The 24,328-nt window shown below is 61.5% G+C and carries 14 protein-coding genes; 5 read left to right on the top strand and 9 right to left on the bottom strand.

Annotated features, from left to right (window positions below):
* Positions 1-18 precede the first annotated feature (18 nt).
* The 3 genes from C8D82_RS12190 to C8D82_RS12200 are packed head-to-tail and all read right to left on the bottom strand — an operon-like array spanning position 19 to position 6,123.
* The gene (locus C8D82_RS12190; protein ID WP_116884567.1) at positions 19-2,358 is read right to left on the bottom strand and encodes a heparinase II/III domain-containing protein; all 2,340 of its coding nucleotides are present in this window, start codon (positions 2,356-2,358) and stop codon (positions 19-21) included.
* Positions 2,355-5,348, bottom strand: coding sequence for a hypothetical protein (locus C8D82_RS12195; protein WP_116884568.1), 2,994 nt, complete (start codon positions 5,346-5,348; stop codon positions 2,355-2,357). Before C8D82_RS12195 ends, C8D82_RS12190 begins: the two co-directional genes overlap by 4 nt.
* Positions 5,349-5,358: 10 nt before the next feature.
* Positions 5,359-6,123 (bottom strand): prepilin-type N-terminal cleavage/methylation domain-containing protein, encoded by a 765-nt coding sequence (locus C8D82_RS12200; protein ID WP_116884569.1) that lies wholly within the window; start codon positions 6,121-6,123, stop codon positions 5,359-5,361.
* 337 nt (positions 6,124-6,460) lie between these two features.
* On the opposite strand from C8D82_RS12200, the gene C8D82_RS12205 reads away from it, so the two are divergent.
* Positions 6,461-7,252 (top strand): helix-turn-helix transcriptional regulator, encoded by a 792-nt coding sequence (locus tag C8D82_RS12205; RefSeq protein WP_116884570.1) that lies wholly within the window; start codon positions 6,461-6,463, stop codon positions 7,250-7,252.
* A gap of 118 nt (positions 7,253-7,370) precedes the next feature.
* On the opposite strand, the gene C8D82_RS12210 is transcribed toward C8D82_RS12205, so the two are convergent.
* From C8D82_RS12210 to C8D82_RS12230, 5 genes are all read right to left on the bottom strand, one after another.
* Positions 7,371-10,766 carry a PAS domain-containing protein gene (locus C8D82_RS12210; protein ID WP_116884571.1) on the bottom strand — a complete coding sequence of 1,132 codons (3,396 nt, stop codon included), beginning with the start codon at positions 10,764-10,766 and terminating at the stop codon, positions 7,371-7,373.
* Positions 10,767-10,795: 29 nt separating this feature from the next.
* On the bottom strand, positions 10,796-12,283 hold the full coding sequence (locus tag C8D82_RS12215; protein WP_116884613.1) for a carboxypeptidase M32: 1,488 nt from the start codon (positions 12,281-12,283) through the stop codon (positions 10,796-10,798).
* Between the two features lie 602 nt (positions 12,284-12,885).
* A complete protein-coding gene (locus tag C8D82_RS12220) occupies positions 12,886-13,854 on the bottom strand; it encodes an alpha/beta hydrolase (protein WP_116884572.1) in 969 nt (322 codons plus the stop codon).
* A gap of 157 nt (positions 13,855-14,011) precedes the next feature.
* Positions 14,012-15,859, bottom strand: a complete 1,848-nt coding sequence (gene dxs, locus C8D82_RS12225; protein ID WP_187144081.1) for a 1-deoxy-D-xylulose-5-phosphate synthase — start codon at positions 15,857-15,859, stop codon at positions 14,012-14,014.
* 68 nt (positions 15,860-15,927) lie between these two features.
* Positions 15,928-17,523, bottom strand: coding sequence for a sodium-dependent transporter (locus tag C8D82_RS12230; protein WP_116884574.1), 1,596 nt, complete (start codon positions 17,521-17,523; stop codon positions 15,928-15,930).
* Positions 17,524-17,687: 164 nt separating this feature from the next.
* Here C8D82_RS12230 and C8D82_RS12235 point away from each other — a divergent pair, with 164 nt between their 5' ends.
* From C8D82_RS12235 to C8D82_RS12250, 4 genes are all read left to right on the top strand, one after another.
* Positions 17,688-18,089: a PaaI family thioesterase gene (locus tag C8D82_RS12235; RefSeq protein ID WP_116884575.1), complete on the top strand. Its 402-nt coding sequence runs from the start codon at positions 17,688-17,690 to the stop codon at positions 18,087-18,089.
* 152 nt (positions 18,090-18,241) lie between these two features.
* A complete protein-coding gene (locus tag C8D82_RS12240) occupies positions 18,242-19,291 on the top strand; it encodes a LacI family DNA-binding transcriptional regulator (protein WP_116884576.1) in 1,050 nt (349 codons plus the stop codon).
* A 114-nt stretch (positions 19,292-19,405) separates the two neighbouring features.
* Entirely contained in the window at positions 19,406-20,422 is a 1,017-nt protein-coding gene (locus C8D82_RS21230) for a prepilin-type N-terminal cleavage/methylation domain-containing protein (protein ID WP_165833045.1), read from the top strand.
* Positions 20,423-20,442: 20 nt separating this feature from the next.
* Positions 20,443-23,718 (top strand): hypothetical protein, encoded by a 3,276-nt coding sequence (locus tag C8D82_RS12250; protein ID WP_116884577.1) that lies wholly within the window; start codon positions 20,443-20,445, stop codon positions 23,716-23,718.
* Here C8D82_RS12250 and C8D82_RS12255 read toward each other — a convergent pair.
* Positions 23,679-24,326 carry a polysaccharide deacetylase family protein gene (locus tag C8D82_RS12255; RefSeq protein ID WP_116884578.1) on the bottom strand — a complete coding sequence of 216 codons (648 nt, stop codon included), beginning with the start codon at positions 24,324-24,326 and terminating at the stop codon, positions 23,679-23,681. The genes C8D82_RS12250 and C8D82_RS12255 overlap by 40 nt on opposite strands.
* Positions 24,327-24,328 lie beyond the last annotated feature (2 nt).

Raw genomic sequence — 24,328 nt, forward strand, 5'->3', positions numbered from 1 at the left:
CAGCCGGCGGCAGCGTCGTCATTTTTTCTCCGGAGCAGAAAAGCCCATCCGATATTGTTCCGCCGTCGCTTCAAGCACAAGTTCCGTGATCGAGCAGTCCGGCAGGATTGCCGACCAGGTTTTCGGCGTGTTGACTTTTCTTTGCGAGACACATTCAAGGTTTTCCAATTCCAGCGCCACCTCGCCGAACAGAATCCGGCGCCCGTCGATCCGCGGCGGAATTGCGCACAGCAGATGAATCCGGGTTTTACGCGCCTGCCGCAGCTGAAAGCGGTCCTCGACGCTCACCCGGCCGGAAGCGAACCGCATTGTCCGGGTGAAGCCGATAATCCCGGCCTGCTTCGGATAGCTTTGCGAGAGGTCGCACACCGCGACTTTTTCACTCCCCGGCTCCAATGACAAAGCGGCGGAATACTGCTTGCCCTCCTGCTGCTCCAGCCCGTCGAATACCGGCGCGTTGTGCCCTTTCCCGCGCGTATTCCAGAGGGTATAACGCTCATCGGAAAAATATTTCTTCGTATAGACATCGGCGCCGACATCGACGATCAGCGGCATGTCTTTGTACCAGACGGAAAAATGTCCCAGGTCGTTGTGGTTGTGATATTCCCCGTTGTTTCCGGCTTTCAGGGAGGCACTCAGCACATCGGAGCGGAATACGACCAGACGGTCCCGGAAAAATGAACATCCGTCCTCCGCCTCCGTCCGCGGCTCCGCCGCTTCCGCCGGGACATCGAACAGCGCCATCAGGCAGCCGGAAAGCCTGCTGCCGTTCCTCGTGCACCCGCGCAGGGAAAGCGGTCCGGAAGCGATCCGCAGCAGTCCGGCGCTTTTCAAGGCGCTGCCGCAGCTTTTCAGCAGCGCGGAGTTCCGGTATGCTCCCACGTCCGGAGCGGCGTCTCCGAAAGAGACCAGCCACGAATGAACCGCGGTATGGGCGATAAATTCAAAGATCGCCCGATTTTTGGGATGTCGGCAGAACTTTTCCATGGAACCCGGCACGACCCGTTCAAAAACATTGCACAAACGGTAGAGGTTTCCGGCGGCGACTCCGTAGTAGGTCGGCCCCTCCATGCAGTATCCGTCATCCGGGTAGTACCAGGCGAAGCGCGAAACGCCTTTCAGGTAGGCCTGAACGGTTTCCGACAGCCTTTGCCGGTCCTGCTCCAGAACCAGCGCGGCGATGATCAGATTCGTGCTGCACCACGGCGTCCAGTTGCCCGGAACCTCACCGTGCATCCAGCTGTTTTTCCAGACTGTTTCGATCGACAGCGGATTGCGGACCGTCCGGGCCAGCACGGTCTCCCGGATGCGCCCGGTCAATCCCGGCCAGTCTTCATCCAGCAGGCAGCCGGCCACATTGACGGCCAGCGCAAGCTCCGCCCCCGTCTCCGAAGCGAAAAGGTCGCTCTGGTAATGCTCTTCCGGAGAACGGCTGCGGGCATTCCAGCTCATATGCGCCGGCACACACCAGGTCCACTCCTCAAGGATCGCGTTGAGGTAGTCGATCGTCTTTGCCAGATAGCGTTCCTTGTCGTTCGTCAGGGCAAGCGCCAGCACCAGTACTCCCATATTGTTGCGCCGCCTGAAATATTTTTCTTCATAACCGGCGCGGTCGCCGTCAAGGATGAAACGGCGGTATTCGGAGAATACAAGCGCGGGAATCTCCTCTTTCAGCACCGCATCCGCCCGGTCGACGATCTCCCGGATCAGCTGTTGTCTGTCCGGCAGCTTTTTCACGGCCTCCCACGCCGTGCGGTCGGAAGCGGGCGGATAGAGATTTCCGTCAAAGGCGCCGTTCTCCAGCCGTTCAAAGAAATCCCGCGGCAGAAAAGACTGAAGATAGTTGTCCTGCGGGCGCTTCGACGGCCGAAGCACCATTTTGAACTGTTCTTTCCGGACATCGTAGCCGAGCGGAAGTTTCCCCACCGCCAGACTCCAACCCTGCGAACCGCTTTTCACCTGAATCTCCAGCAGGTTCCGCCCCCGTTTCACCGGAAGAAGCACGAGATGATTCCCTTTATTGATCGCGGCATACCGGTTGCCGTCCGTGAAATGATCCGCGACAATCCGGCCGTTCAGGAGACAGCGCCAGAACCAATCCGCGCCGATGCCGATCTGAAGCGTCTGATCTTCCGGTGCGACAATTTCCTGCGAAAAGGTCGCCATTCCGTCAAGTCGCGCTCCGCCGGGGACGTGAAACACGCTGCCGTCCGCGATGGAAACCGCCTCCCGCCTGCCGTCTTCATAGACAAGCTGCCACTTCTCCGCAGGAGAATACGGAATGACCCCTTTCGCCAGAACCGTGCCGTTCAACAGAATGGCACACACCGCCGCCGGTAAAAAACTCCGTGATATCATTTTTGCTCTGCTTCCTGCCGATATATCAACACGGAGAGTTCCGGGGAAGCCGCACCATCTCCGAGCCCGGGAGCCAGCCGCAGATAGCTTTCGCGTGTCGCAGTTTCATCGCAATCGTTGATCAGTGCGTTGAAGCGGATGCCGGCGCCGAGTTTCTCTCCGGTCAGGCCGATCGCATCAAACGGGATTTTCAGGATGTACCGGGTCAGCTTCCGCGCCTCGTCGCGGGTAACCTCCACTCCGATTTTTCCGATGGCCTGCTCCGCATGGAATCCGGCCGGGGCACGCCAGCAATACCCGACGGCTTTCCCCGAATCGGCAAGCGCCGCTCCAAGCTCCCAGAAAGTATTCTGTCCCGGCAGCGTCAACGCGATCTGCAGCGAATCGTTCTGCCAGATTTCACTGCCGGAAAAACGCTGCCGGTGCCGGTCGTCGGTCACGTCGCAACGGATCGCCAACACCTGATTCCGGGCGGAAAGGAAGAATTTTCCACTCAGGTCGTCCGGCCCCTGCCATTGGAGATGGGTCGTCTCCACTGCGGAAGGATACATCGAAACCAGCTGGGACCGTTCCCCCAGAAACAGGTCATGCTTCAGCCCCGGAGCATCGCCCAGCCGAACCGCACGCTCCAGCCGCACGCTGACGACTCCCATGCCGGGATTGACCAGAAAACGGAGATTTCCCCTTTCAAAGGAGTCCTGTGCCCTGACCGAAAACTCGACCTGCCGGGACGCGCCCGCCGCAAGCGGTTCTCTGATACTTCGCGGCCGCACCTGAACACCCCGCGGAGCGTCAGCCACCACATTCAGCGACACGGCCTTCGGCCCGGAATTGCGGAGGACCGCCTTCAGAGTCGTCACTTCCCTGCCGCGAAGGATCAGCGTATCCGGCAGCTCCAGCGGCGCTCCCATGCAGAGAGGCGCTTTTCCCTGGCCGCTGATGCGGACGAAAGCGGGCGTTTCGCTCAAGGTGAACAGCACTCCGCCGTTCGTCGCGGCCAACGGTTCCAGGTTGCCGTTCAGGTCCACCCTGACCGCCCTGCCGGTGATCCCGGAAAGCAGGATCGCCTTGTTTCCCTTGTCGGATACGCTCCAGCCCGGCACCAGGTAGTCGCCGTTCGCCGCCTTGAAGCAGTAGAGCCGGAAACTGTCGCCGGGACCGGAAAATTCCCGTTCCGGCACCGCTTCCCGGAAATGCCCGGCCACCGTATTGTAAGCGAGATATGCGGCTTTCGGCTCCAGTTCCGGCGTCAGCAGCCCGAAGTGACGCTCCGGATGCCCTGCCGGATATTTCGTCTTTTCCACCAGATTGTACCAGTTGTAGCCGATTGCGCCCCGGTTCATCAGCGACATCGTGTAGATGATCTTCTGAAAAAGAGTATGGGCCTGCTTTTCGTCGCCGACGGTGCTGGAGGTGATCGCCGTTTCGTTGGCGTACCACGGTTTCCCGGTCCGGGCCTCCCGGCGGTATTTCAGGAACCGCCCGACCATATCTTCGTATCCCAGATACACCTGATGATTGTGGAGAGCGAAAACATCGTAATTCGCGGCTTCGTCTTTCAACAGCTTCCAGGCATACCTGGGATCGGCGGAAATCGAGGCGGGCAGGTCGATGCCGGCCAATCCTCCGCTCTGAATCTGCAAGCCGGGATTGACGGACTTGGCCGCATCGTTGGCGGCCTTGAGCATCTTGAAATACTCCCGGGAAGTGAAATTGCCGTTGGTCCTGAGATCCGGCTCGTTCCAGACCTCCAGCGAATAGAGCCTGTCACCCCAGCGCGAGGCGAGAGTGCGCACATACTTTTGCCACGCATCGAGGTCCGGCATGGGCCAATACTTCTTTTCCGGCATCAACGGCTTCCACTCCTTCGCGACCGCCCAGCCCGGAGTGCCGAGCAACAGCAGCGACATTTTCATGTGATACCTCTCCAAGCGTTCGACCATGGTATCTTCCACGTGATAATCGGGATGCCCTTTGCGCCATTCGATTCCGGTCCAGCTTCCGGCGCCGCGTATCACGCGGGCCCCGCAGAGAGCGGCGGAGCGCGTCCAGACTTCAGCCTCCTCATCCGAAAGACTCTCCGGGTGTTCGCAGACGCCGAGGACGAATCCCCGGATCGGACCGTCGACCGGCCCTGCCGGAGCCATATAGCCGAAACGGAATTTCCGCTCCTGTTCGCCGTCGATGTTCACCCTGAGATCGTACAGCCCGTATGCGGCGGGAGCGGGAAGCGGAATGACCTTTTCCGACCGGGGAGCGACTTCCCAATCGTCCTCGCCCGCACTCAGTCTGTCTCCGTTCGCGGTGGAGATTTCCCATTTCGCCTTTCCCCGCCGGACGACGGGATTGCCGTTTTTCAGCGAGATACCGAATTCTGCCTCCCGCCCCCTGGTTATAACCGGGAAACCATTGCCGGTGGCGACGCCGAACTCAAGGGGAGCCTCCTCCACTTCAAGGAAAACTTTTCCGAATGCAAGACTCCCCGCAGCGCCTCCCGGCCTGAAGCTGCAGGAGAAATTCCGGATCATCGTCTTGCCGTCGGGCACAGCGTTCTTCTTGCCGCCCCAGCTGTGCGGAGCGCGCAACGCGGTATCGATCTCCCAGGCGACTTTCCGCCAGCCGTGATCCTGCGCAGAAACGACACCGGGGTATTGCAGCATCTCACCGGTACTGTCGCACAGTTCCAGATTCACGCTCCTGACGGCATGATTCCGGGGCAGCCAGACCTCCAGCGCGATCCGGCATTTGCGGAACAGCGGCAGGCGCGGGCGCTGGTAGTTTTTGATCGCGATTGTGTTCCAGCTGTTCAGGGCGGGATCAAAAAAAAGTTCCAGTGCGTCGCGGCCGTCGATTTTCCCGACCTTCGCCGCGCTTCCCTTCTGATAATGGACCAGTTCAATGCGGTCGCTCAGCCGCGCGAAATCAAAAATCTCCCCGCCACGCAAAACCGGGGCGAGAACCGCCAGCATGAAAAGCAGCAACAAACGCATCTGCGCCTCCTTAGTTCAGCAACCCGTAACAGATATTGAGTTTCACCGGCGAGTTTTTCATCTCATTGAAAGAACGCGCCGCCACATGGCCGTCGAAAAATCCCATATTGGCCCTGCCGCCGTGTCTGGTCATGATGCGGATTTTACGGCTTTCATAATCGGTGCTGCGCCTCCAGCCGAAGCCGCCGTGGGAAACAGCAGCGCCGATCGAACCGGTATCGCCGAGATAAAATACCATCGAAGGATTCTTCACCCGCGTCGTGATGAAACCGCCCATCGGCCACCCGTTGACGCTTTCATAGGCATATTTGCCTTCCTCATCGGAAAAGTTGTCGCCGTAATAACGCATTCCGTAGGATTTCCAGTAAAGCGTCGAACCGACCTTCTGATCCGGATTGGCGGGACAAATCACGGTTTTCGCGGAGAAATAAGCGTTCCATTTCGCCGCTTCGGAACCGGTATATCCGGCAGGCCCGCTTACTCCGGCCATATATGTGCACCAATACTCGTAATTCGCCCATCCCCAGCGTTTTTTGATGTCCAGAACCTGCGGAATCCTCTGCTTGTAGTCGCCGGCATACATCTGCGTGCCGAGCGTCACCTGCTTCAGGTTGCTGATGCACTTGACCGCCTTGCCCCTCTCCCGCGCCTTGTTGAGAGCCGGCAGCAGGATTCCGGCGAGAACTGCAATAATTGCAATTACCACGAGCAGCTCAATCAGCGTAAATTTTGCATTCTCCGTTCCCATGCGCAAAGTCTTCTGACCAATTTCCATTGCGGACGACTCCGTGAATTTATTATCGAATCTTCTCATTTGCATCCTCCTGCGTTATGATCATCTTTCCGTTCCTTTTGTGTGATTCGGGCACCAGATCCGTCTTCGCTATTAATTATATATAAATCCTGCGCCGCAGTCAATAGGCGCATATGGGATAAAATGTCTGAATGATGGGATTATCCGCTTCTTTTCCGGCAAAGGCCTGTTGACATCGGGGCCGGAAAGATGTAGATTGTTTCAGCAGACACACCGGGAAATGGAGCGGAAATACTCCGGTCATTCCGGGAATGGGATTTATTGATACGGCGAACAATTCAAGCCGAAGGAGGGCGCTATGGATGTATTGCGGGAAAACCAGGAGATGTGCCTGCCGATTTTTTCCTTTTCCCATTATTTCGACAACTCCACCAATGTTCCGGTCCACACGCATCCCGCCACGGAGCTGATCTATCAGGCCGGCGGGCAATGCACCGTCACCATCGGAAAGGAAAAATTCCTCTGTACCCCCGGCGACCTGCTGGTCATCTCCCCCGAAACCGCGCACAACCAGATATCCGAGGGCCCGGTCAAAACCGTTTTCGTGACCGCCGTCATCGACGCCCGGCTGCTCAGCAGCCGCACAAGGCTGATCCATTTCGGCAACGATCCGTGGACGCCCAGGCTTATGAATATGATTCAGGAGATGTCGCGCGAAGTGCGGTATGAACTTTGCGGCGGAGTACTTTATTCACTGGTGCGCCATATCGCGCAATTCGAACGCGATCAGGAGTTCGGCACCCGCAACCGGATCGTGACCCGGGCGATCAAACTGATCGAAGCCAATTTCAACCGCCCGCTCAATACCAAACTGATCGCCCGTTCCGTCGGCGTCAGCGAAAGCTATCTGCGCGCGGTTTTCCTGCGGGAAAAAAAGATCAGCATCTTCCTGTTCCTGCAGAATTACCGCATGGCCCACGCCCGGCGGCTTCTGCAGCAGCCGTATTGCGACATCAAGGAAGTCGCGTTTCAGTGCGGCTATCCCGATGCCGGATATTTCGCCCGGCAATTCAAAAAGATACATCTCTGTTCCCCGACCGAATTCCGGTTCAAGTTGCAGACCCGCCCCGAATTCGATTTGAGGCTTTAGAACTTATCCCTGAATAAGCCCTCAGCCTGAAGATCGCATGAAAAGCCATAAAAAACGCACGAAGGTGTCGAAACATGGCAATTTTTTCCTATCCGAAACCGGAACGGCATAAGCCGGTTCAACGGTTTAAAGTGTTTTTCAGCGCCGCCGAAATCCTGGCGATGTTGATCGGCTTGTAGATCACGGTGCTGAACTGCGTATCGTCGGCGTCGCCGGTCATTTCGGTGTCGGCGGTCACCAGCAGCACCGGAATATCCGCAGTCGCAGGATCCTGCTTCAGAGCGCGGGCGAGATCGGCTCCGTTGCGATCCGGCATCCAGAGGTCGGTCATCACCAGATCGGGATGCTTCCGGGCGACTTTCTCCAGCGCCTCGTCCACCGAGAACGCGGTGCGCACCGAGCAGCCGAGCCGCTTGAGGACGCTCTCCAGCACCATGCAGTTGACCTCGGCGTCGTCGACCACCAGCACCTCCACGCCGGGAAACTCTCCGACGGGGACCGGCGGCGGAGGCGGCTCTTCCGGTTGCTCTTCCACAATCGGCACACGGTGCAGGCGGACCGTGAAGGTGGTGCCGACGCCCAATGAACTCTCCACATCGAGCGTGCCGTTCATCTGCTCGATCAGCCGCTTTGAAATGGCCAGTCCGAGGCCGGAACCGCCTTCGAACGAGCGGCTGTCGGCATTGACCGCCTGGCGGAACGGCTCGAACAGATGCGCCATGAATTCCGGATCGATTCCCACTCCGCTGTCGGCAACCGTGATCAGCACCTCGCAGTCCGGCGTCCGGTTGAAACCGAGCGCACACTCCAGCTTCACAAAACCGCGGGTCGTGAATTTGACCGCATTGCCGATCAGATTCAACAGCACCTGACGGACCCGGACCTCATCCAGCAGCAGCTTCGGCGGCTCCGGCTCCGGCGGCACGAATTCGAACTCCAGCCCCTTGTCCGCGGCGCTCTGGGCGAAAATCTGGTGCACCTCCGACAGCAGCTGCGTCAGCGACACCGGGCCGGGGCGCAGTTCCATTTTCATCGCCTCGATCTTGGAGAGGTCGAGCACATCGTTGATCAGTTGCAGCAGCGCCTTGCCCGAGGTGTTGATCGCCTCCGAAAACGCCACCCGCTGCGCATCGGAAATCCGCGGCGAACGCAGCAGGTCGCTCAGGCCGATCACCGCATTCAGCGGCGTGCGGATCTCATGACTCATCGTGGCCAGAAAGGTGCTTTTGGCCTGCGCCGCCAGCCGGGCCTGTTCCAGCGCCCGGCTCAGCTTCCGTTCCACCTCGACCTGCCGGAAGATGTCGATGCTCAGCCCGACCAGCAGCCGGGAACCGTCCTGCTGAATCAGGCGGCTTTTGATGGTGCGGGAAGTCCGGACCACGCCGTCAGCCCCGGTGTACAATTCGGTTTTGTCGATGCTTGCGCCGGTCTCGATCACCTCGCGGTCATCCGCCGAAAAACGGGCGGCTTCACCGGCGGCTTTGAAAAGCTCCCAATCCGTCTTCCCGGCGATAGCGCGGCTGTCGACCCCCACGATGCTGCCGAACATGCGGTTGCACAGCACATAACGCCCGCCGTCATCCGGATTTTTCACGAAAATGCCGCAGGGCAGATTGTCGAGAATCAGCTGGAGCAGACTCCAGGTATTCTGATATTTCTGCTCATTCATGCGCACATGGGTGAAATCCTGCAGAATACCGAAATAGCGCCGGTGTCCGGTGGAGTAGAAATCCTTCGACGGAACCACCCGCATCGAATAGTAGCGCGTCTCCCCGTAGTAGTTCGACCGGAAGCTGAGGCTGACCTCCTTCCGGCGGTTGGACCGCAGCTCCTGCCATGCCCGGCGCAGCTCCTCGGCGTCCTCGGCGAACATGAACTTTTCAGGCGGAACCGGCCTGCCGTCCTCCTTGGGCCAGATCGGCTGGTAGCGGGCCAGCTCAATTCCGGTGCCGTCACTGCGGCAGATGAAGCAGCTCAGCCCCGAGATGCGAGCGGCCAGTTCCAGCATGCCGTTGCGCATCGCCAGTTCCCGCTTCTGCCGGTACTCGGCCGTCGTGTCGCGCAACACCAGAAGCACGCTGCATGTCGAATCCGTCTTTTTCCGGCAGAGCCGCACTGCCGAAAGCGACACGTGAAAGCGTCCGCCGTCGCGGCGGCGCAGCTCCGCATGTTCCCCGGCGCTGACGAGCCGGTCCGAATGCAGCGCCTCCGCCACCAGGCTGGGCAGCGGAGCATGGTCCTTCGATGAAAAAAGCGGCAGCAGCATCTCGACCGACATCCCGGCCGCTTCCTTCAGGGAAATGCCGGTGACCGCCTCAGCGGCCGGATTCATATCAAGCACCACTCCGTCTGCATCGGTTTCGATGATGCCGTCGGTGATCGCGTTGAGCAATGCCAGCTTGCGGCGGTTCAGAGCGGCATACCGGTTGCGCTGGCGGCGGAGCACTTCCGCGACCAGTGCGACGACAACCAGCGCCGTCAGCAGCAAAAAGAGCAGCCGTATCCCGGCCCGGTCCAGAAACGGCGGCGGAGCATGGATGATCCGGGTCGCGGCGGTCAGACTGTCCAGCGGAACCCCGAGCCGCGCCGCCTCGCGCGCATCCACCACCGGAACCGGCTCGCAACTGCTGACCGGAATGTGTCCCGGAGATTCTCCGGCAAGGCAGCGGTCCACCGCCATGCAGATCTCCCGGGCGTAATCCTGGTGGAGAAACATCACGCCGCCGAGCAGGCCGGAACCGAGCGTGGTGTCCACCGGAGACAGGACTGGCCCCGGATAGACCTGGCGGACCCGGCTCAGCAGAAACGGCGCGGAACTGTACTCGCCGCTCTCCTTTTCGATCCAATTGCTGATCACGGCAAAGGAGCGTTCCGGAAGGGCTTTCATCTTCCCGATCAGCTCGGCGCCGGTGATCTGCGTTCCGGCAACGAACTCCACGGGGGGAAGCCCCTTCCCTGCCAGCGAACGCCGGGTTTCCTCCACAAGCCGCCCGGTTTCATCGTCCCCGGAAACGGCAACCAGAATCCGCTCCGTTTCCGGAAACAGCTTCAAGCCGAACTGGATATTCGCCTCCAGATTGTATCGGCGCAGCACGCCGGTCGCATTGCCGAACCGGCGGATGGTCTGTAAATCGCTGCAATCGCCAAGCACGATGTCCAGCTCTTCCGGCAGCTCCTCCCGATAGCGGTACAGCAGATCGGCCGCCGACTGCGTCAGGCAGATCACCAGATCGTAACGTTTTTTCTTCAGGTCATCGAGCACCAGGAACCGGAACTGCTCTCCCGACTCCTTATTCCTGCCTCCGAGCGAAACCGATGTGACGATCGGCGCCCGCGCCTCCGGCTCCTCGCGGTAATAATCGAGTATGCGGTCGGAGAGCAGGGTCGGCCAGCGGTAGTTCGCATCGAAATCCCGCAGCAGCAGAACCCGCTTCGGCCGCATTTCCGCCTCCGCTCCGGCCAGCAAAATCAGCAGGCCGAACAGCAACATTCCCGCGAATACGATTTTCTTCATCTTGCGCCTCCCCTGCCTTCCTATCGGCGTCAGAGCGCCGAATATTTGCCCTTCAGATAGGTCAGGAACTGTTCCGAATCGATCGAACGCCTGCCGGTAATCTTCTCCAACAACACCGGCGGCTCGTATTTCGCCCCGTGGCAATGGACCCGGCGGCGCAGAAACTCCAGCAGCACCCGGAAGTTCCCCCGCGCCAACTCCTCCTCCAGCCCCGGAACCGTGCGGCAGGCGGCGTTCCAGATCTCCGCGCCGATCAGGTTGCCGAGCGCATAGGTCGGGAAGTAGCCGAAGTCGCCCAGCGACCAGTGGATATCCTGCAGCACGCCGACGGTGTCGCTCCGCGGGGTCACGCCGAGATACTCCTGCATTTTCGCATTCCAGTGTCCGGCCAGCTCGGAAGCCGGAATCCGCCCTTCCAGCAACCCCAGTTCCAGTTCATAACGCAGCATGATGTGCAGATTGTAGGTCGCTTCATCCGCCTCGGTGCGGATTTCCGACGGGACCACCCGGTTGACCGCCCGGTAGAACCGCTCCAGCGACACATCCCCCAGCTGCTTCGGGAATCGCTTCTGAAACGCGGGGTAGAAGAAACGCCAGAACGGCAGCGAACGCGCCACCTGATTCTCCCACAGCCGCGACTGCGATTCGTGGAATGCGTAAGAGGCCCCCTCCGCCAGCGGCGTCCGGTCGAGCGCCGGATCGATTCCCTGCTCGTACAGCGCGTGGCCGCACTCGTGCACCGTGCTCAACAGACAGGAGACCGGCAGCTCCGCATGAACTGCCGTGGTGATCCGCACGTCGGACAGGCCGAAACTGGTGGTAAAGGGATGCACCGTCAGGTCAAGCCGCCCCCGTTTGAAATCATAGCCGAGCTTTTTGACCACCTCGCGGGAGAACGCCAGCTGGCTCGCGCCGTTGAACTTCTGGTGCAGAAAAGCGTCGTCCGCCGGACGGTCCGCCAACTGCCGCCCCAGTCCGGCCTGCTCGCGACGCAGCGGCTCGAAAATCCGGTCCAGCTCGGCGGCGGTCATGCCGGGTTCGTAATCATCCAGCAACGGATCGTAGATGCTCGCCGACGGCGCGAAAAGCTCCGCATAGCGGCGTTTCAGCTCCACGATCCGCGCCAGATGAGGAGCGAACAGTGTATAGTCCGCCGCCTGCCGCGCCCTGACCCACGCCGCATGGGCCTCCGCCGTGGTCCGGGCCAGTTGCGACACCAGCTTCGCCGGAACCTTGTTCTTCTTCGCGAAGTCGCGCCGCAGCCGGGCCAGCAGCGCCCGTTCCGTCGAATCCTCCGGATAGTCCGCCGGTTCCAGCGTCTCGATCAGCCTTCCCAGCTTCGCGGCGGTGGATTTCGCGTGGATCACTCCGGACAACGTCTCGATCTGCGCCGCCCTGCCGTTTTCGGCGCCGGCGGGCAGATAGACCTGCTGGTCCCATTCCAGCAGCGCCAGAGCGGCTTTCAGGTCATGAATTTCAGCGACCAGCGCTTTCAGTTCCGCAAACTTCTTCTCCATAGCTTCCTCCATCCGTTTGCATTTCCGGTCAATCTTTACTCCAATTTCACAGCGTTCCCCCGATAGCCATGCCGCCTTCGCGGCAGGCGGGTCTTACGGCCTGACGGCCTCCAGACCTTGTGCGCTACGCGGCCTGATTTTCAATCAGGCTCCGGTAGCTGGGCGCTGTAGCGCACAAGTGTCTCCGACGGCCAACGGTTTCGCCGTTGGATCACGACCGGCAACGTGCCGGCGCGGAGTATTGCCGCTAGACTCCCCACAGCCCATTATCAATACCCCCGGTTTTGAGATTTTTGCGCAGCAAAAAGCTCGAAACCGCACCCGGCGCCGGCACCTTGCCAGTCGGGGGGACCGGGGGGGCGAAGCGCCCCCGGCCGCCGGAGGCAAAGCCCCAGGGGAAGCCTGCCGTTTTAAAGGCAGGCGGGTCTGTCCGCCCTGTCGGGCGGCAGACCTTGTGCGCTACGCGGCCTGATTTTCAATCAGGCTCCGGTAGCTGGGCGCTGTAGCGCACAAGTGTCTCCGACGGCCAACGGTTTCGCCGTTGGATCACGACCGGCAACGTGCCGGCGCGGGAAACCGCCCATAGACTCATCGCAACCCGTTTATTTTGCGGTAAAGGCGACGCTTTCCTTCAGCGCCCGGTCGAAGAAGGTGTCCAGCCCCGGCATCGAGATGAAAATATGCGGCGCGCCGTCGAAGCGGAGCATCCGCACATCGACTCCGGCCGCCTTCATCCGGCGTCCCAGCTCCTCGCCCTGATCGCGCAGGATATCGTACTCCGACGTGATCAGCAGCGTCTTCGGCAGCCCTTTCAAATCCGTTCCGAGCGGCGAGACATAGCGCTCCGCGCGCCGCGCCGCATCCGGCACATAGGCGTCGTTGAACGCTTCCATCAGTCTGGAATCCAGCGCATATCCCTTGCCGTATTTCTTCCACGACTCCGATCTGTCCTGCTGCAGCGAGGCCACCGGGTAGAACAGGATCAGGCCGTCCACCGTCTTTTTGCGCTCGTCGAGCAGCCGCAGCGCCGCCGCCACCGCCAGGTTGCCGCCGGCGCTGTCGCCGGCCAGAATGATCCGCGCTCCCGGATAACGCTGCTTCGCCCAGTCATAGAACTTCACCGTGTCATCCAGCGCCGCCGGATACGGATGCTCCGGGGCGAGCCGGTAGTCGCAGGCCGCGACCGCGACCTCCTCCTGTTCGGCCAGCGCCCCGCAGAAGCGCGAGCAGCTCGGAATCCCGCCCAGCACCCAGCCGCCACCGTGCAGATAGAGCACCAGCACCCGCACCGGGCCGGGCGTCCGGTAGAGCCGGATCGGCAAGCCCTCGAAAGAAAGCTCCTCGGTGGTCACGCCGGAGGGCGGCACCGTATCGACCTTCCGGCTGTTGCGCACCTGTTTCAGCAGCGCGCCGTTCCCGGCGATCGCTTCGCGGATCGCCTTCGTCTGCAGTTCCGCCAGGCCCGAAGGCATACCGGCCAGAAAAGTTTGAGTTTCCGGATGAAGTTCACCCGCCGCCAGCGTCAGGGCGGCCACGGCCGCCAGACCGAAACAGATCAGTTTTTTTATCATTGCAGCACCAGAAAGTTATAGGGTTCCTTGCTTTTCCGGGCACACGATTCCGACAGGAAACCGCGCGCACGACATCCCCCCCGGGCTGTCCGTCACATCCTCCGTTCCTCAACGGAGCGCCACAGCAAATACAAATATGACAATTCGGCTTTCTCCATTACAGAGAGCCGAGTTTTTCTGCAACCGCTTCGGCGGTCAGGCCGAATTCGCGTTTCAGTTCTCCGACGCAGCCATGCGGAATCACCCGGTCCGGCCAGCCGAAATGCAGCACCTTCCCATGCGGCGCGTCCGCCAATGCCTCGTCCAGCGCCGACGCCAGCCCGCCGGTGATCCGGTGATCCTCGACCGTCGCGACCGGGCGACCCGAAGCGGCCAGCCGCCGCGCCGTTTCTCCGTCGAACGGAGCGAGAAAACGCGCATTCACCACCGTGCAGCTTCCCTTACCGGCGACCTCCAGCAGCCTGGCGGCCTCCAGCGCGGTATAGACCTCCGGCCCCATCGCCCAGATCACCGGGCCGTCGCCTCCAGCGCGCACCACCTCGGCCCGCCCCAATTCCAGAGGCGGAACCGTTTCGGCCGGATCGGCCGGAGAGCCGCCGCGCGGATAACGGACCGCCGCCGGCGCTTTCAGTTCATAAGCGAAATCCAGCATCAGCTCCAGCTCGCGCTCCGAGCGCGGCGCCATCACCGTCAACCCCGGCAGTTCCCGCAGGAAACCGAGGTCGTAGATGCCGTGGTGGGTCGGCCCGTCCTCCACCGCGCCGCCGCGGTCCAGCGCCAGAATCACCGGCTGTTTCGGCAGCACCACATCGTGATAGATCGAGTCGAACGCCCGCTGCAGGAAGGTCGAATAGATCGCGCACACCGGGCGCATCCCGCCCGCGGCCAGCCCTCCGGCAAAGGTCACCGCGTGCTCCTCGCAGATGCCCACGTCGAAGCAGCGCCCCGGAAATTTCTGCTGAAACCGGTTCAGGCCGGTTCCCGACACCATCGCCGCCGAAATCGCGGCGACCTCCGGGTGCGCCTCGCCGAGCCGGACCATCGCGTCGCCGAACGCGTTTGAAAAGGTCGGCCCTTCCGATTTTTTCAGCCTGCCGGTCGCCCGGTCGAACCCGGCCACGCCGTGGTAACGCGCCGGTTCCTGCCGCGCGAACTCGTAGCCGCGCCCCTTTTCGGTGATCACATGCACCAGAATCGGCCCCTCCAGCTCCCGGACCCGTTCCAGGGTACGCAGCAGATCCGGCAGCGAATGGCCGTTGATCGGACCGATGTAGCGGAACCCGAGCTGCTCGAAGACGATCCCCGGCAGGAAAATCCCTTTCAGCAGGTCCTCCGTCCGCTTGATGAAGCGGTGGATCGCCTCATGCCGGGGCAATGTCTTGAGCAGCCGCTTCACCGTCATCTTGAACTTGTTGTAGGAACTGCCCGAAATCAGGCAGTTCAGGTAGTGCGCCATGCCGCCGACGTTCTCCTGAATCGACATCTTGTTGTCGTTCAGGACCACGATCAGGTTTTTGCCGTCGCGCGACGCGTTGATCATGCCTTCGAGCGACATGCCGCAGTTCAGCGCGCCGTCGCCGACCACCGCGACCGCCCGGTGCGGGCTTCCGCTGCGGCCGAACGCGGCGGAAAGCCCCACCGCCGTCGAAATCGCGGTTCCGGCATGCCCCGACGCGCCGACGTCGAACTCCGACTCCCACGCCGCCGGAAATCCGGCGCAGCCGCCGTGACGGCGCAGGGTTTTGAAAAACTCCCGGCGGCCGGTCAGAATTTTATGCGCGTAGGCTTGATGGCCGACGTCGAACAGCAGCCGGTCCTCCGGCACCTTGAACACCCGGTGCAGCGCAAGAATCAGCTCCACCGTGCCGAGGCTCGCCCCGAGGTGGCCGCCGTTGACGCTGACCGTCTCGATCACCAGCTCGCGGATTTCGGCGGCGAGCAGCTCAAGCTCCGTGACGGACAGCCCCGCGAGGTCTGCCGGTGAATTTATTTTTTCCAGATACATGAACCGTCCTTCAACACTGATCGATGCTTCTTCCATAAAATAGCCTCTCAAGGCATTTTTGCAATCGCTCAGAAACCGAGGTTCACGCCGATCGACTGCAGAAACAGCGCAAGGATCACCACGGGCGCCACGAAGCGGACCAGCAAGCCCCACAGGGTCATCACGGTCAGGCCATGATTCCGGGAGGAACGGTAGAGCGGCTCGCCGCGGAACCCGGAAAGATAAGTGATCAAATTTTCATCCACCAGGCTTCCGGCGCTGATCCGCAGCTCGCGGCCCGCCTTGCGGGTGGTCCAGACCCAGCCGACGAAAATCGCGGTGAACAAGCCGCTCAGCGGCAGCATCCAGTTGCTGGTCACATAGTCGAGCAGCACGAACCAGTTTTTGCTCTTGACCTCACCGAACACATATTCCAGAACCCCGTGCACCCCCGGCAGGTGCTCCCAGGTGGCGCAGCTGACCGAGGTGAGCACGCCGAAGCCGCCGATGCCGACGTAGCAGAGAATCACCGCCACTGAACGTTTCAGCCCGAGCTGGTCGATCAGGAAGGTCACGCCGCACTCGAACAGCGACGCGGCGCTGGTCAATGCGGCGATGGTCAGCATCAGGAAGAAGAGCCCGGCCCAGAGCCAGCCGAAGCCGCCGGGGAAGTTGTAGAAGGTCGCCGGCAGCACTTTGAAGATCAGGCTCGGCCCATCGGAGGGATCAAACCCCATCGCGAACACCGCCGGGAAGATCGCCAGGCCGGCCAGCAGCGCCGCACCGGTGTCGAGCAGCACCACCCACAGCGCGGAGGTGAAGATGTTCTTGTCGCGCCCGAGATAACTGCCGTAGGTGATGGTGATCGCCATGCCGAGGCTGAGGGTGTAGAACGCATGTCCCAGCGCCTCCAGCGCGCCCGCCGCGGTCAGTTTGGAGAAGTCCGGCGTCAGGAAGAACGCGACTCCCTTTGAGGCTCCGGACAGCGTCACACCGCGCAGCAGCAGCGCGACCAGCAGGAAAAACAGCGTCGGCATCAGGATTTTGGACCACCGTTCGATGCCGTTGCGGATGCCGCACCAGATCATCAGCGCGGCCAGCCCGAGGAAGAGCAGATGCCACCGGGTCACCTGCATCGGGTTGCCGATGAAATCGCTGAAAAGTTTCTCCGCCGACTCCACATCCGGCACATTCAGCTGGCCGGAAAACGCCTTGTACACATATTCGACGATCCAGCCGCCGATCACCGAATAGTAGGAGAGAATCAGCATCGCCGCGAACAGCGAAAACAATCCGACCGCCGCAAACCCGAGCTTCAGCACCAATGCCGACGCCGCGAAAGTCAGCAGTGCGAATCCCCACTTGCCGGAACAGAGCATCACCAGCCCCATCCCGATCAACAGCCACCCCAACACTTTGGAGAGACGGCTGCGGCGCACCTCAAGCATCCTGAATGCTCCGTAGGGATTCTGCCGGGTCTTGCGGCCGATCGCCATTTCGCAGAGCATGATCGGCATGCCGAGCAAAAAAATGCAGAAAAGATAGACCAACACAAACGCGCCGCCGCCGTTCTGACCGGTGATGTAGGGGAACTTCCAGACATTGCCCAATCCGATCGCCGAACCGGCGATGGCCAGCACGAATCCCAGCGTGCTTCCCCAATTTTCGCGTTTTTTGACTTCCATCTTGCCGGCTTTTGCTCCTTCGGTTAAAATTCAGTTATCATCCTGATAATGTAGACTCTGAACCGGCTGTTTTCAATATTGCGCGCCGCTTTTTTCGGCTTCCGGAATGAAATTTCAGCGAAAGAGTGTATATTGATCGGAAACACTACAGGAGTAAATTCACCATGACAATCGAAGAAATCAAAGAAAAACTCAATCGGGACGACCGGTTCTGCCGGTACAATGAAATGCGGATCGACGTGATCCGCCCCGGCTATGCCGAAGCGGTGATGAAAATCACCGAAAACAAGCTCAACGGCCTCGGAATCGCACAGGGCGGCGCGATCTTCACGCTGGCCGACCTCGCCTTCGCGGGAGCCTCCAACGCGGCGGGCTTCCGCACCGTGGCGTTCACTTCGAATATCTCGTTCATCCGTCCCGGCACCGGCAGGCGGCTGCGGGCGGTCGCCACGGAAGTCAGCCGCGGCCGCCGCACCGGCGTCTACAGCGTGCAGGTGTTCAACGACGACGGCAAGGTGGTCGCCCACGGCACCACCACCGGATTCATCTCCGAAGAAAAGCTCTGAACATCCGCGCCTCCGGCGCAAACGGCGGCGCGTTTTTATCGACGCGAATGGCGGAAATTTCAATTATTTTTCCGTCTCCCTCTTGACATCTTCGTTTGAATTGGGTATAATTAATACAGAAATCGGATTTCTGCCGGGAGTCCGATTCTTTTTTGAACTGCGGCAGAAATCTGATTTCTGCTTTATGCAAAGGTGAAGCTATGACATTGGCCGAGATCGCAAGGGAGCTGAAGGTATCGCCGTCCACAGTGAGCCGGGTGCTGAATGGCTACAGTAAGAATTTCGGGGCGAATCCCGAGATGAGGGCGCGGATTCTGGAGATGGTGGAAAAAACCGGCTACCGGCCGAATCCGGTGTTCCGGTCGATCCGGGCGAAGAAGAACCGGCAGATCGCGTTCTCCTTCTACAGCCGTTCCCTGCGCCAGAACGGCGAGACCGTGGACCGGGCGCTGGATGAAGCCACCCGGATTCTCGAAGAAAACGGCTTCACCTTCCACTATCTGTTCCACCCCAGGGCGCGGGTCGAATGTTATCCGGTGCCGGAGTGGAAGGTCGCCGGCATGGTGATCCCCGATGTGATCGACCCGGCGATGCTGCGGCTGATCGAGGAACATCGCTGCCCCTATGTGACGCTGAACGGTGTCTGCGGCGAAGCCGGCAGTGCGGTAATGAGCGACGAACCGGCCAATATCCGCATGGTGATGGAGTATCTGTACCGCCTCGGGCACCGCCGGATCGCCTATCTGAACAGCCCGCCGGTGATGGAACGGCACCACAGCGGAATAGAGCGCGAACAAGGCTACCTCGACTTCCTGAACGCCCGCCGCCTGCCGGTGATCGACGGCTACGGAATCACCCCGCTGCCGGTCGCGGAACAGTTCGAGCTGGTCCGCCGGCAGAGCGCGACGGCAATCGTGACCTTCCAGCTGGAAATCGCGGTCGAAGTGCTGGAAACGGCGTGGCGGCGCGGCGTCAAAGTGCCGCAGGAGCTGAGCGTGGTGACCTTCGACGATTCGTGGCACGCGCGGCATACGATCCCGCCGCTGACCTGCTGCAAGATTGCCGCCAACGAGATGGGCAAGGAGACGGCGCGGCTGATCATGGCCAAAGTGGCCGACCCGGAAGCATATAAAACCGAAATGTTCCGTTTCGCGGGCGAAGTGATCGAGCGCGAATCGACCGCACCGCCGCCGAAAGCATAAGATGACGTCACAAATTTATAACACAACCCTGCACTTCAACACAATGCCGGAGGTAGAACAATGAATGGCAAATATGTCACTGCAGTTGTAAAATTTACATCTATCGAATTGCTTATGAATATTACTTGTAAAATATACAATCAGTCTCTGTATACCGCTCTGCGTAAAAGAGAGGGGTTCGGGGGAGAGAAAGCGGCGACCGGCGCCGCGTCTCTCCCCGTACCAAACAATTTCAACATCTCCCTTAATCTCCGCAAGCTCTCACGCCTTCGCCTGTCGACCGTCCCGTATGCGGCACCGGCACCTTGCCGGTCGTGGTCCAGCGGCGAAAGCGCTGGTCGCTCCGACAGGAGCGAAATCTTCCGTCAGAAACTATCCCGTTGCGGTTTTACGCTGATTGAGTTGCTCGTGGTAATAGCGATCATCGCGATTCTGGCGGCGATGCTGCTTCCGGCGCTGAATAAAGCGCGGGACAAGGCGCGCGCCAGCAACTGCCTCTCCAACCTGAAGCAGTGCGGACAGGCATTCATGCTCTATGAGAGCGACCACAACGGCATCGTGCCGATCTACATGACGCTTCCCAGCCACTCCTATCTCGGGACAATCTACTGGAATGCGATACTGCTGGGCAAACGGATCAACGGGGACGGGGAAGCACTTCCCCTGCCGCTCGGCACCTCCTATCTCTCCACGCCCGAAGTGACCTTCTGCCCGGCCACGCAGCATCCCGGAAACCTGACCACCAATTTCGGTTACGGCATCTGTGCGATCGGGGATTCGTGGAATCAGTGGAGCAGCCCTTATGCGACACTGGACAAGGCCGCCTACGGCGATATCTGGCTCCGGCTGGACGCAGGCAATAAGTTCCTGGTACTGCGCAAAGCGAAAAAGCCGTCGTCGAGCATCTACCTCTCCGACAGCGGCTACCGGACCACCGAAGCCAATTTCGGGAAAGGGGCGCTCTCCTATATCAATGTCGATTACAACAACGGCGCCGTCACGGCGCAGCACAGCGGGCGCGCCAACTCGCTTTTCATCGACGGCCACGCGGCGGCGCTCAACAAGGCGGAGCTGAACCGGAGCGCCAACGAAGTGACCTACGTGCTGGATTCCAACGGCATTCCCCTGTAACGGCAAAGGAAACGGATCGCATGAAAACACTGCTCGCACTCCTTTGGCTGCCGGCGGCGGCAGCGGCGGGAATCCTTGAACTCACGCCGGGCGGCTCCCTGAAAATCGACGGCACGGCAACACTCGGACTGGCCCACTACACCGCGAAAAACTGGACCAGCCAGACCCGGCACGCCGATTCGTGGAGGCCGGAGCGGGACGGGAACACATTCCGGGGCGGCTGGAAGCTGCGCGGCGAACCAACACCGGTCCGGTGCGAACTGCATATCGAACAACCCGCCCCGGAGCACTGGCACCTGACCTGGAGCCTGAAGGCGGCAAAGCCGGTTGAAACGCAGACGCTCGCCGTGCAGCTGGAGCTGCCGGTCGAGGCGGAACCGCCGGCGACATTGGCCGGGAAGCCGGTATGGATCGGCGGAAAAACCGCTTCGTTTCCGAAAGAACCGGCAGCGGACGGAACGGTTTTCCGGGGGAACGGCACGGAGCTGCCGGTCGAGGCGGAACCGCCGGCGACATTGGCCGGGAAGCCGGTATGGATCGGCGGAAAAACCGCTTCGTTTCCGAAAGAACCGGCGGCGGACGGAACGGTTTTCCGGGGGAACGGCACGGAGCTGCGGCTGCCGCTGCGGGACGGACTGCTGACGCTGAAAACAGAACGGGAAACGGAGATCCGGCTGCTGGATTTCCGGGTCTGGAACTCTCCGACCTACGCGGTGCGCTTTTCGCTCCCGTTCGACCGTGCCGGGGCGTTTCAGGAAGCGGAGTTTTCGCTGGAGGCGAAGTTTGAGCCGTGGCGGATCGAACCGGTCGACCTCACCGCGGCCTGCAACATGGGGTTCCGCGACGAAACCGCGGGCGACGGCAGGGGCGGCTGGACCGATCAGGGGCCGGAACACGACCTGCGCGACCTGAAACCGGGGGAGCTGCGGCAGGGGCCGTTCCGCTTCAGCCTCACCGAACACTGCGTGGTGCTGGGCCGGAACTTCCCGAAGCGGGCGACGATCCCGATGGGCGGCAAGACGGTCCGGCGGCTCTATCTGGTCCACGCGGCGGCGTGGCCGCCGCCGGCCGGAACCGAACTCGGCCGGATTCACTGCCGTTTCACCGACGGCGGTTCGGCGGAGATTCCGGTAACCGCCGGAACCGATGTGGACAACTGGTGGAACGGTTCGACGCTCGCGAATGCGCCGGTGATCTGGTCGTCAGAGCGGGCGGGCTGGTTCGCCCGGCTCGGCATGGCCGCCTTCGCGATACCGGCGCGGCCGCTGCAATCGGTCGGTTTTACCGTCACCGGCCAGGGGATGTGGATGGTCGCGGCGGCAAGCGTGTCGCCGGATGAAATCCCGCTGACCCGGTATGAAAACGAGATCGTCCGGCCGGGAGCAGACTGGCGGCCGTTCCCGGTCGATCCTGAAGTACAGGCCGGTTCGGCGCTGGACTTCTCCTTTCTGCTGGAGCCGCCCGACAGTAAACCGGAGCGGGTGGTGGCGCACGGCGGGGAGCTGCGGCTGGAAAAGTCGGGCCGTCCGATCCGGTTCTACGGCACCAACCTCGGCTATACCGCGAATTACATGAGCCATCAGGAGGCCGACCGCCTGTCGGAACGGTTCCGGCGCATCGGCTACAACGCGGTCCGCCTCCATCTCTTCGACCGCGACCTGGTCAAACGGGGGGCGGGAAGCTCGACAAAACTCGACCCGGAGCAGCTCGACAAGCTCGACTACTTCGCATATGCGCTGCAAAGGCGGGGCATCCGGTTCACGATCGACCTTTTTTCGGGGCGGCCGTGGCAGCGCGGGGAGTTCAAGGCGCTGCCGGAATTCACCTCGGACCGCGACTACAAGCTCGGCGTGATCCTGTACCCGGAAATGCGCGACAACCTGAAAGCCTTCAGCCGCGCACTGCTCGGCCACCGCAACCCGTACACCGGCAGCCGCTGGGCGCAGGAGCCGTCGCTGCTGCTGGTCAATCTGGTCAACGAAAACACCCCGCTCCACCAGATACGGATGATCTCCGGGCCGCTGCGCGAAGCGTTCGACCGGAAGTTCGACGCGTGGCGGCGGGAACACCCCGGCAGCCCGGATCGGGAGCGGGAGTACCGGCGGTTCCTCGGAGAACTCTACCGGGAGTTCTACAACGATATGAAAACCTTCCTGCGCAAGCTGGGCGTCACGGCACCGCTGACCGACCAGAACTATATCGCCTCGCCGAACGCCGCCGCCGACCGGGCGCTTCTCGACGTGGTCGACCTGCATCTCTACGGGGATCACCCGGAATATCCGGGCCGTCCCTGGCAGCCTCCGGCGAGGTTCGGCAATCGGAGCCAGCTCGCCAGGAGGCTGAAGGCGCCGCTCGAGCTCGCTCCGGCGCGATTATTCGGCAAGCCGTTCATGGTTACGGAGTTCGACATCTGCTACCCGAATGAGTTCCGATCGGAGGGAGCGGTGCTGTTCGGCGCATTCGCGGCGCAGCAGGGATGGAGCGGACTGTTCCGGTTCGACTACGCCGGGCACCACCGCGGCCTTTTCGGCAAACCGGATCTGCGCTGCTTCGAAACCGCTCACGATCCGGTGCGGATGCTCAGCGAACGGATCGGGCTGGCCGCGTTCCTGCGAGGCGACGTCGCCACGGCCCGCGAAAAGTTTGAAATCGCGGTAGCTTCCGACTGCATGGGAAGCTACCTTCCGACCTATCCCGACGAGTACGAACAACTTGCGCTGCACGGCCGAGTCGGCACGGTCCTCGCGGACGCCAACGCCGGCCCTGCGGCTCCGGGTCCGGTCCGCCCCGGAGAACTGGCGGCCGACTATGCCGCCGGAACTTTCCGGATGGTCACGCCGCGCAGCGAAGCGGCGGTGCTGCCCGAAAAGCAGGCGCTGGCCGGAGCCGTATTGCGCGTCCGCGCGGAGCGGAGTTTCGCGACCGTGGCCGCGATCGCGCTCGACGACCGGCCGCTCGCCGAATCGGACCGCATTTTGCTGCTGCACCTGACCGACAACCGGCTGGAAGGCATGGAGTTCAAGAGCGGCCACGGCCTGACGATCTACCGGGACGGCTCCGGGCGGATGCTCGGCCGTAAGGGGACCGCCTCCTTCGCGCTGGCGCTGCCGGAAAAAACGTGGAAGCTCCATGCGCTCGACTGCTCCGGCCGGAGGCTCGCCGAAATCCCGTTCCGCCGGGAGCAGGGCGAACTGCGCTTCACCGCCGACACCTTTCAGGTGCCGGATCAGGTGGTGTTCGCCTACGAGCTGACCGCTCAGCGGCGCAGGAACTCCGCGAGGCCGGTCACGCGGTAGTGCTCCTCCTTCAGGTACTTCATCTGCATTTTGAACTCCGCGAAGGCGGTGCTGCAGTGAAGCGCCGCATCCGGAATCCCATGGTAGATCAGCACGATCACCCTGCCCTCCTGCCCGGCGGCGACCGCCTCCCGGAAGATGCCGGGATACTTGTTCGCGACCGGGAAGGCCGGAATCCGCATCACGGAGTCCGTTTCCGGGTCGTAGCCGCGATGCTCGTTGGTCCGGGCGGCCAGATAGCCGCGCTGCCGCAGGATCGCGGCGGCCCGTTCGCAGAAAGGGCCGCCCGGATAGGCGAACGTGACCGGCTTCGGCAGCCCGGCGGCGGCGAACATCCGCTCCATCCCGTCGATTTCCCGCTCGATTTCCGCGTCGTCCAGCGTCGAAAAATCCGGGTGGTTCACCGAATGGTTCCCCAGCTCGAAACCGGCCCCGGCCAGCTGCCGCAGTTCCGCCGCCGTCATCAGCGGCCGTTCTTCCGCCTCAGGACGTTTTTCCTCAAACCGGTTGATGTAGAAAGTCGCTCCGAAGCCGTACTCCTTCAGCAGCGCGACCGCTTCCAGCTGGGAAGCGACCCGGTCGTCAAACGTCAGAATCACCTGTTTCATAA

The sequence above is a fragment of the Victivallis vadensis genome, assembly GCF_003096415.1.
GTDB lineage: Bacteria > Verrucomicrobiota > Lentisphaeria > Victivallales > Victivallaceae > Victivallis > Victivallis vadensis.

What these genes read in the sequence shown, in the direction of transcription:
- C8D82_RS12190 (WP_116884567.1), bottom strand. Translation starts at nt 2,358, where the DNA reads ATGATATCACGGAGTTTTTTACCGGCGGCGGTGTGTGCCATTCTGTTG.
- C8D82_RS12195 (WP_116884568.1), bottom strand. Translation starts at nt 5,348, where the DNA reads ATGCGTTTGTTGCTGCTTTTCATGCTGGCGGTTCTCGCCCCGGTTTTG.
- C8D82_RS12200 (WP_116884569.1), bottom strand. Translation starts at nt 6,123, where the DNA reads ATGGAAATTGGTCAGAAGACTTTGCGCATGGGAACGGAGAATGCAAAA.
- C8D82_RS12205 (WP_116884570.1), top strand. Translation starts at nt 6,461, where the DNA reads ATGGATGTATTGCGGGAAAACCAGGAGATGTGCCTGCCGATTTTTTCC.
- C8D82_RS12210 (WP_116884571.1), bottom strand. Translation starts at nt 10,766, where the DNA reads ATGAAGAAAATCGTATTCGCGGGAATGTTGCTGTTCGGCCTGCTGATT.
- C8D82_RS12215 (WP_116884613.1), bottom strand. Translation starts at nt 12,283, where the DNA reads ATGGAGAAGAAGTTTGCGGAACTGAAAGCGCTGGTCGCTGAAATTCAT.
- C8D82_RS12220 (WP_116884572.1), bottom strand. Translation starts at nt 13,854, where the DNA reads ATGATAAAAAAACTGATCTGTTTCGGTCTGGCGGCCGTGGCCGCCCTG.
- dxs (WP_187144081.1), bottom strand. Translation starts at nt 15,859, where the DNA reads ATGTATCTGGAAAAAATAAATTCACCGGCAGACCTCGCGGGGCTGTCC.
- C8D82_RS12230 (WP_116884574.1), bottom strand. Translation starts at nt 17,523, where the DNA reads ATGGAAGTCAAAAAACGCGAAAATTGGGGAAGCACGCTGGGATTCGTG.
- C8D82_RS12235 (WP_116884575.1), top strand. Translation starts at nt 17,688, where the DNA reads ATGACAATCGAAGAAATCAAAGAAAAACTCAATCGGGACGACCGGTTC.
- C8D82_RS21230 (WP_165833045.1), top strand. Translation starts at nt 19,406, where the DNA reads ATGAATATTACTTGTAAAATATACAATCAGTCTCTGTATACCGCTCTG.
- C8D82_RS12250 (WP_116884577.1), top strand. Translation starts at nt 20,443, where the DNA reads ATGAAAACACTGCTCGCACTCCTTTGGCTGCCGGCGGCGGCAGCGGCG.
- C8D82_RS12255 (WP_116884578.1), bottom strand. Translation starts at nt 24,326, where the DNA reads ATGAAACAGGTGATTCTGACGTTTGACGACCGGGTCGCTTCCCAGCTG.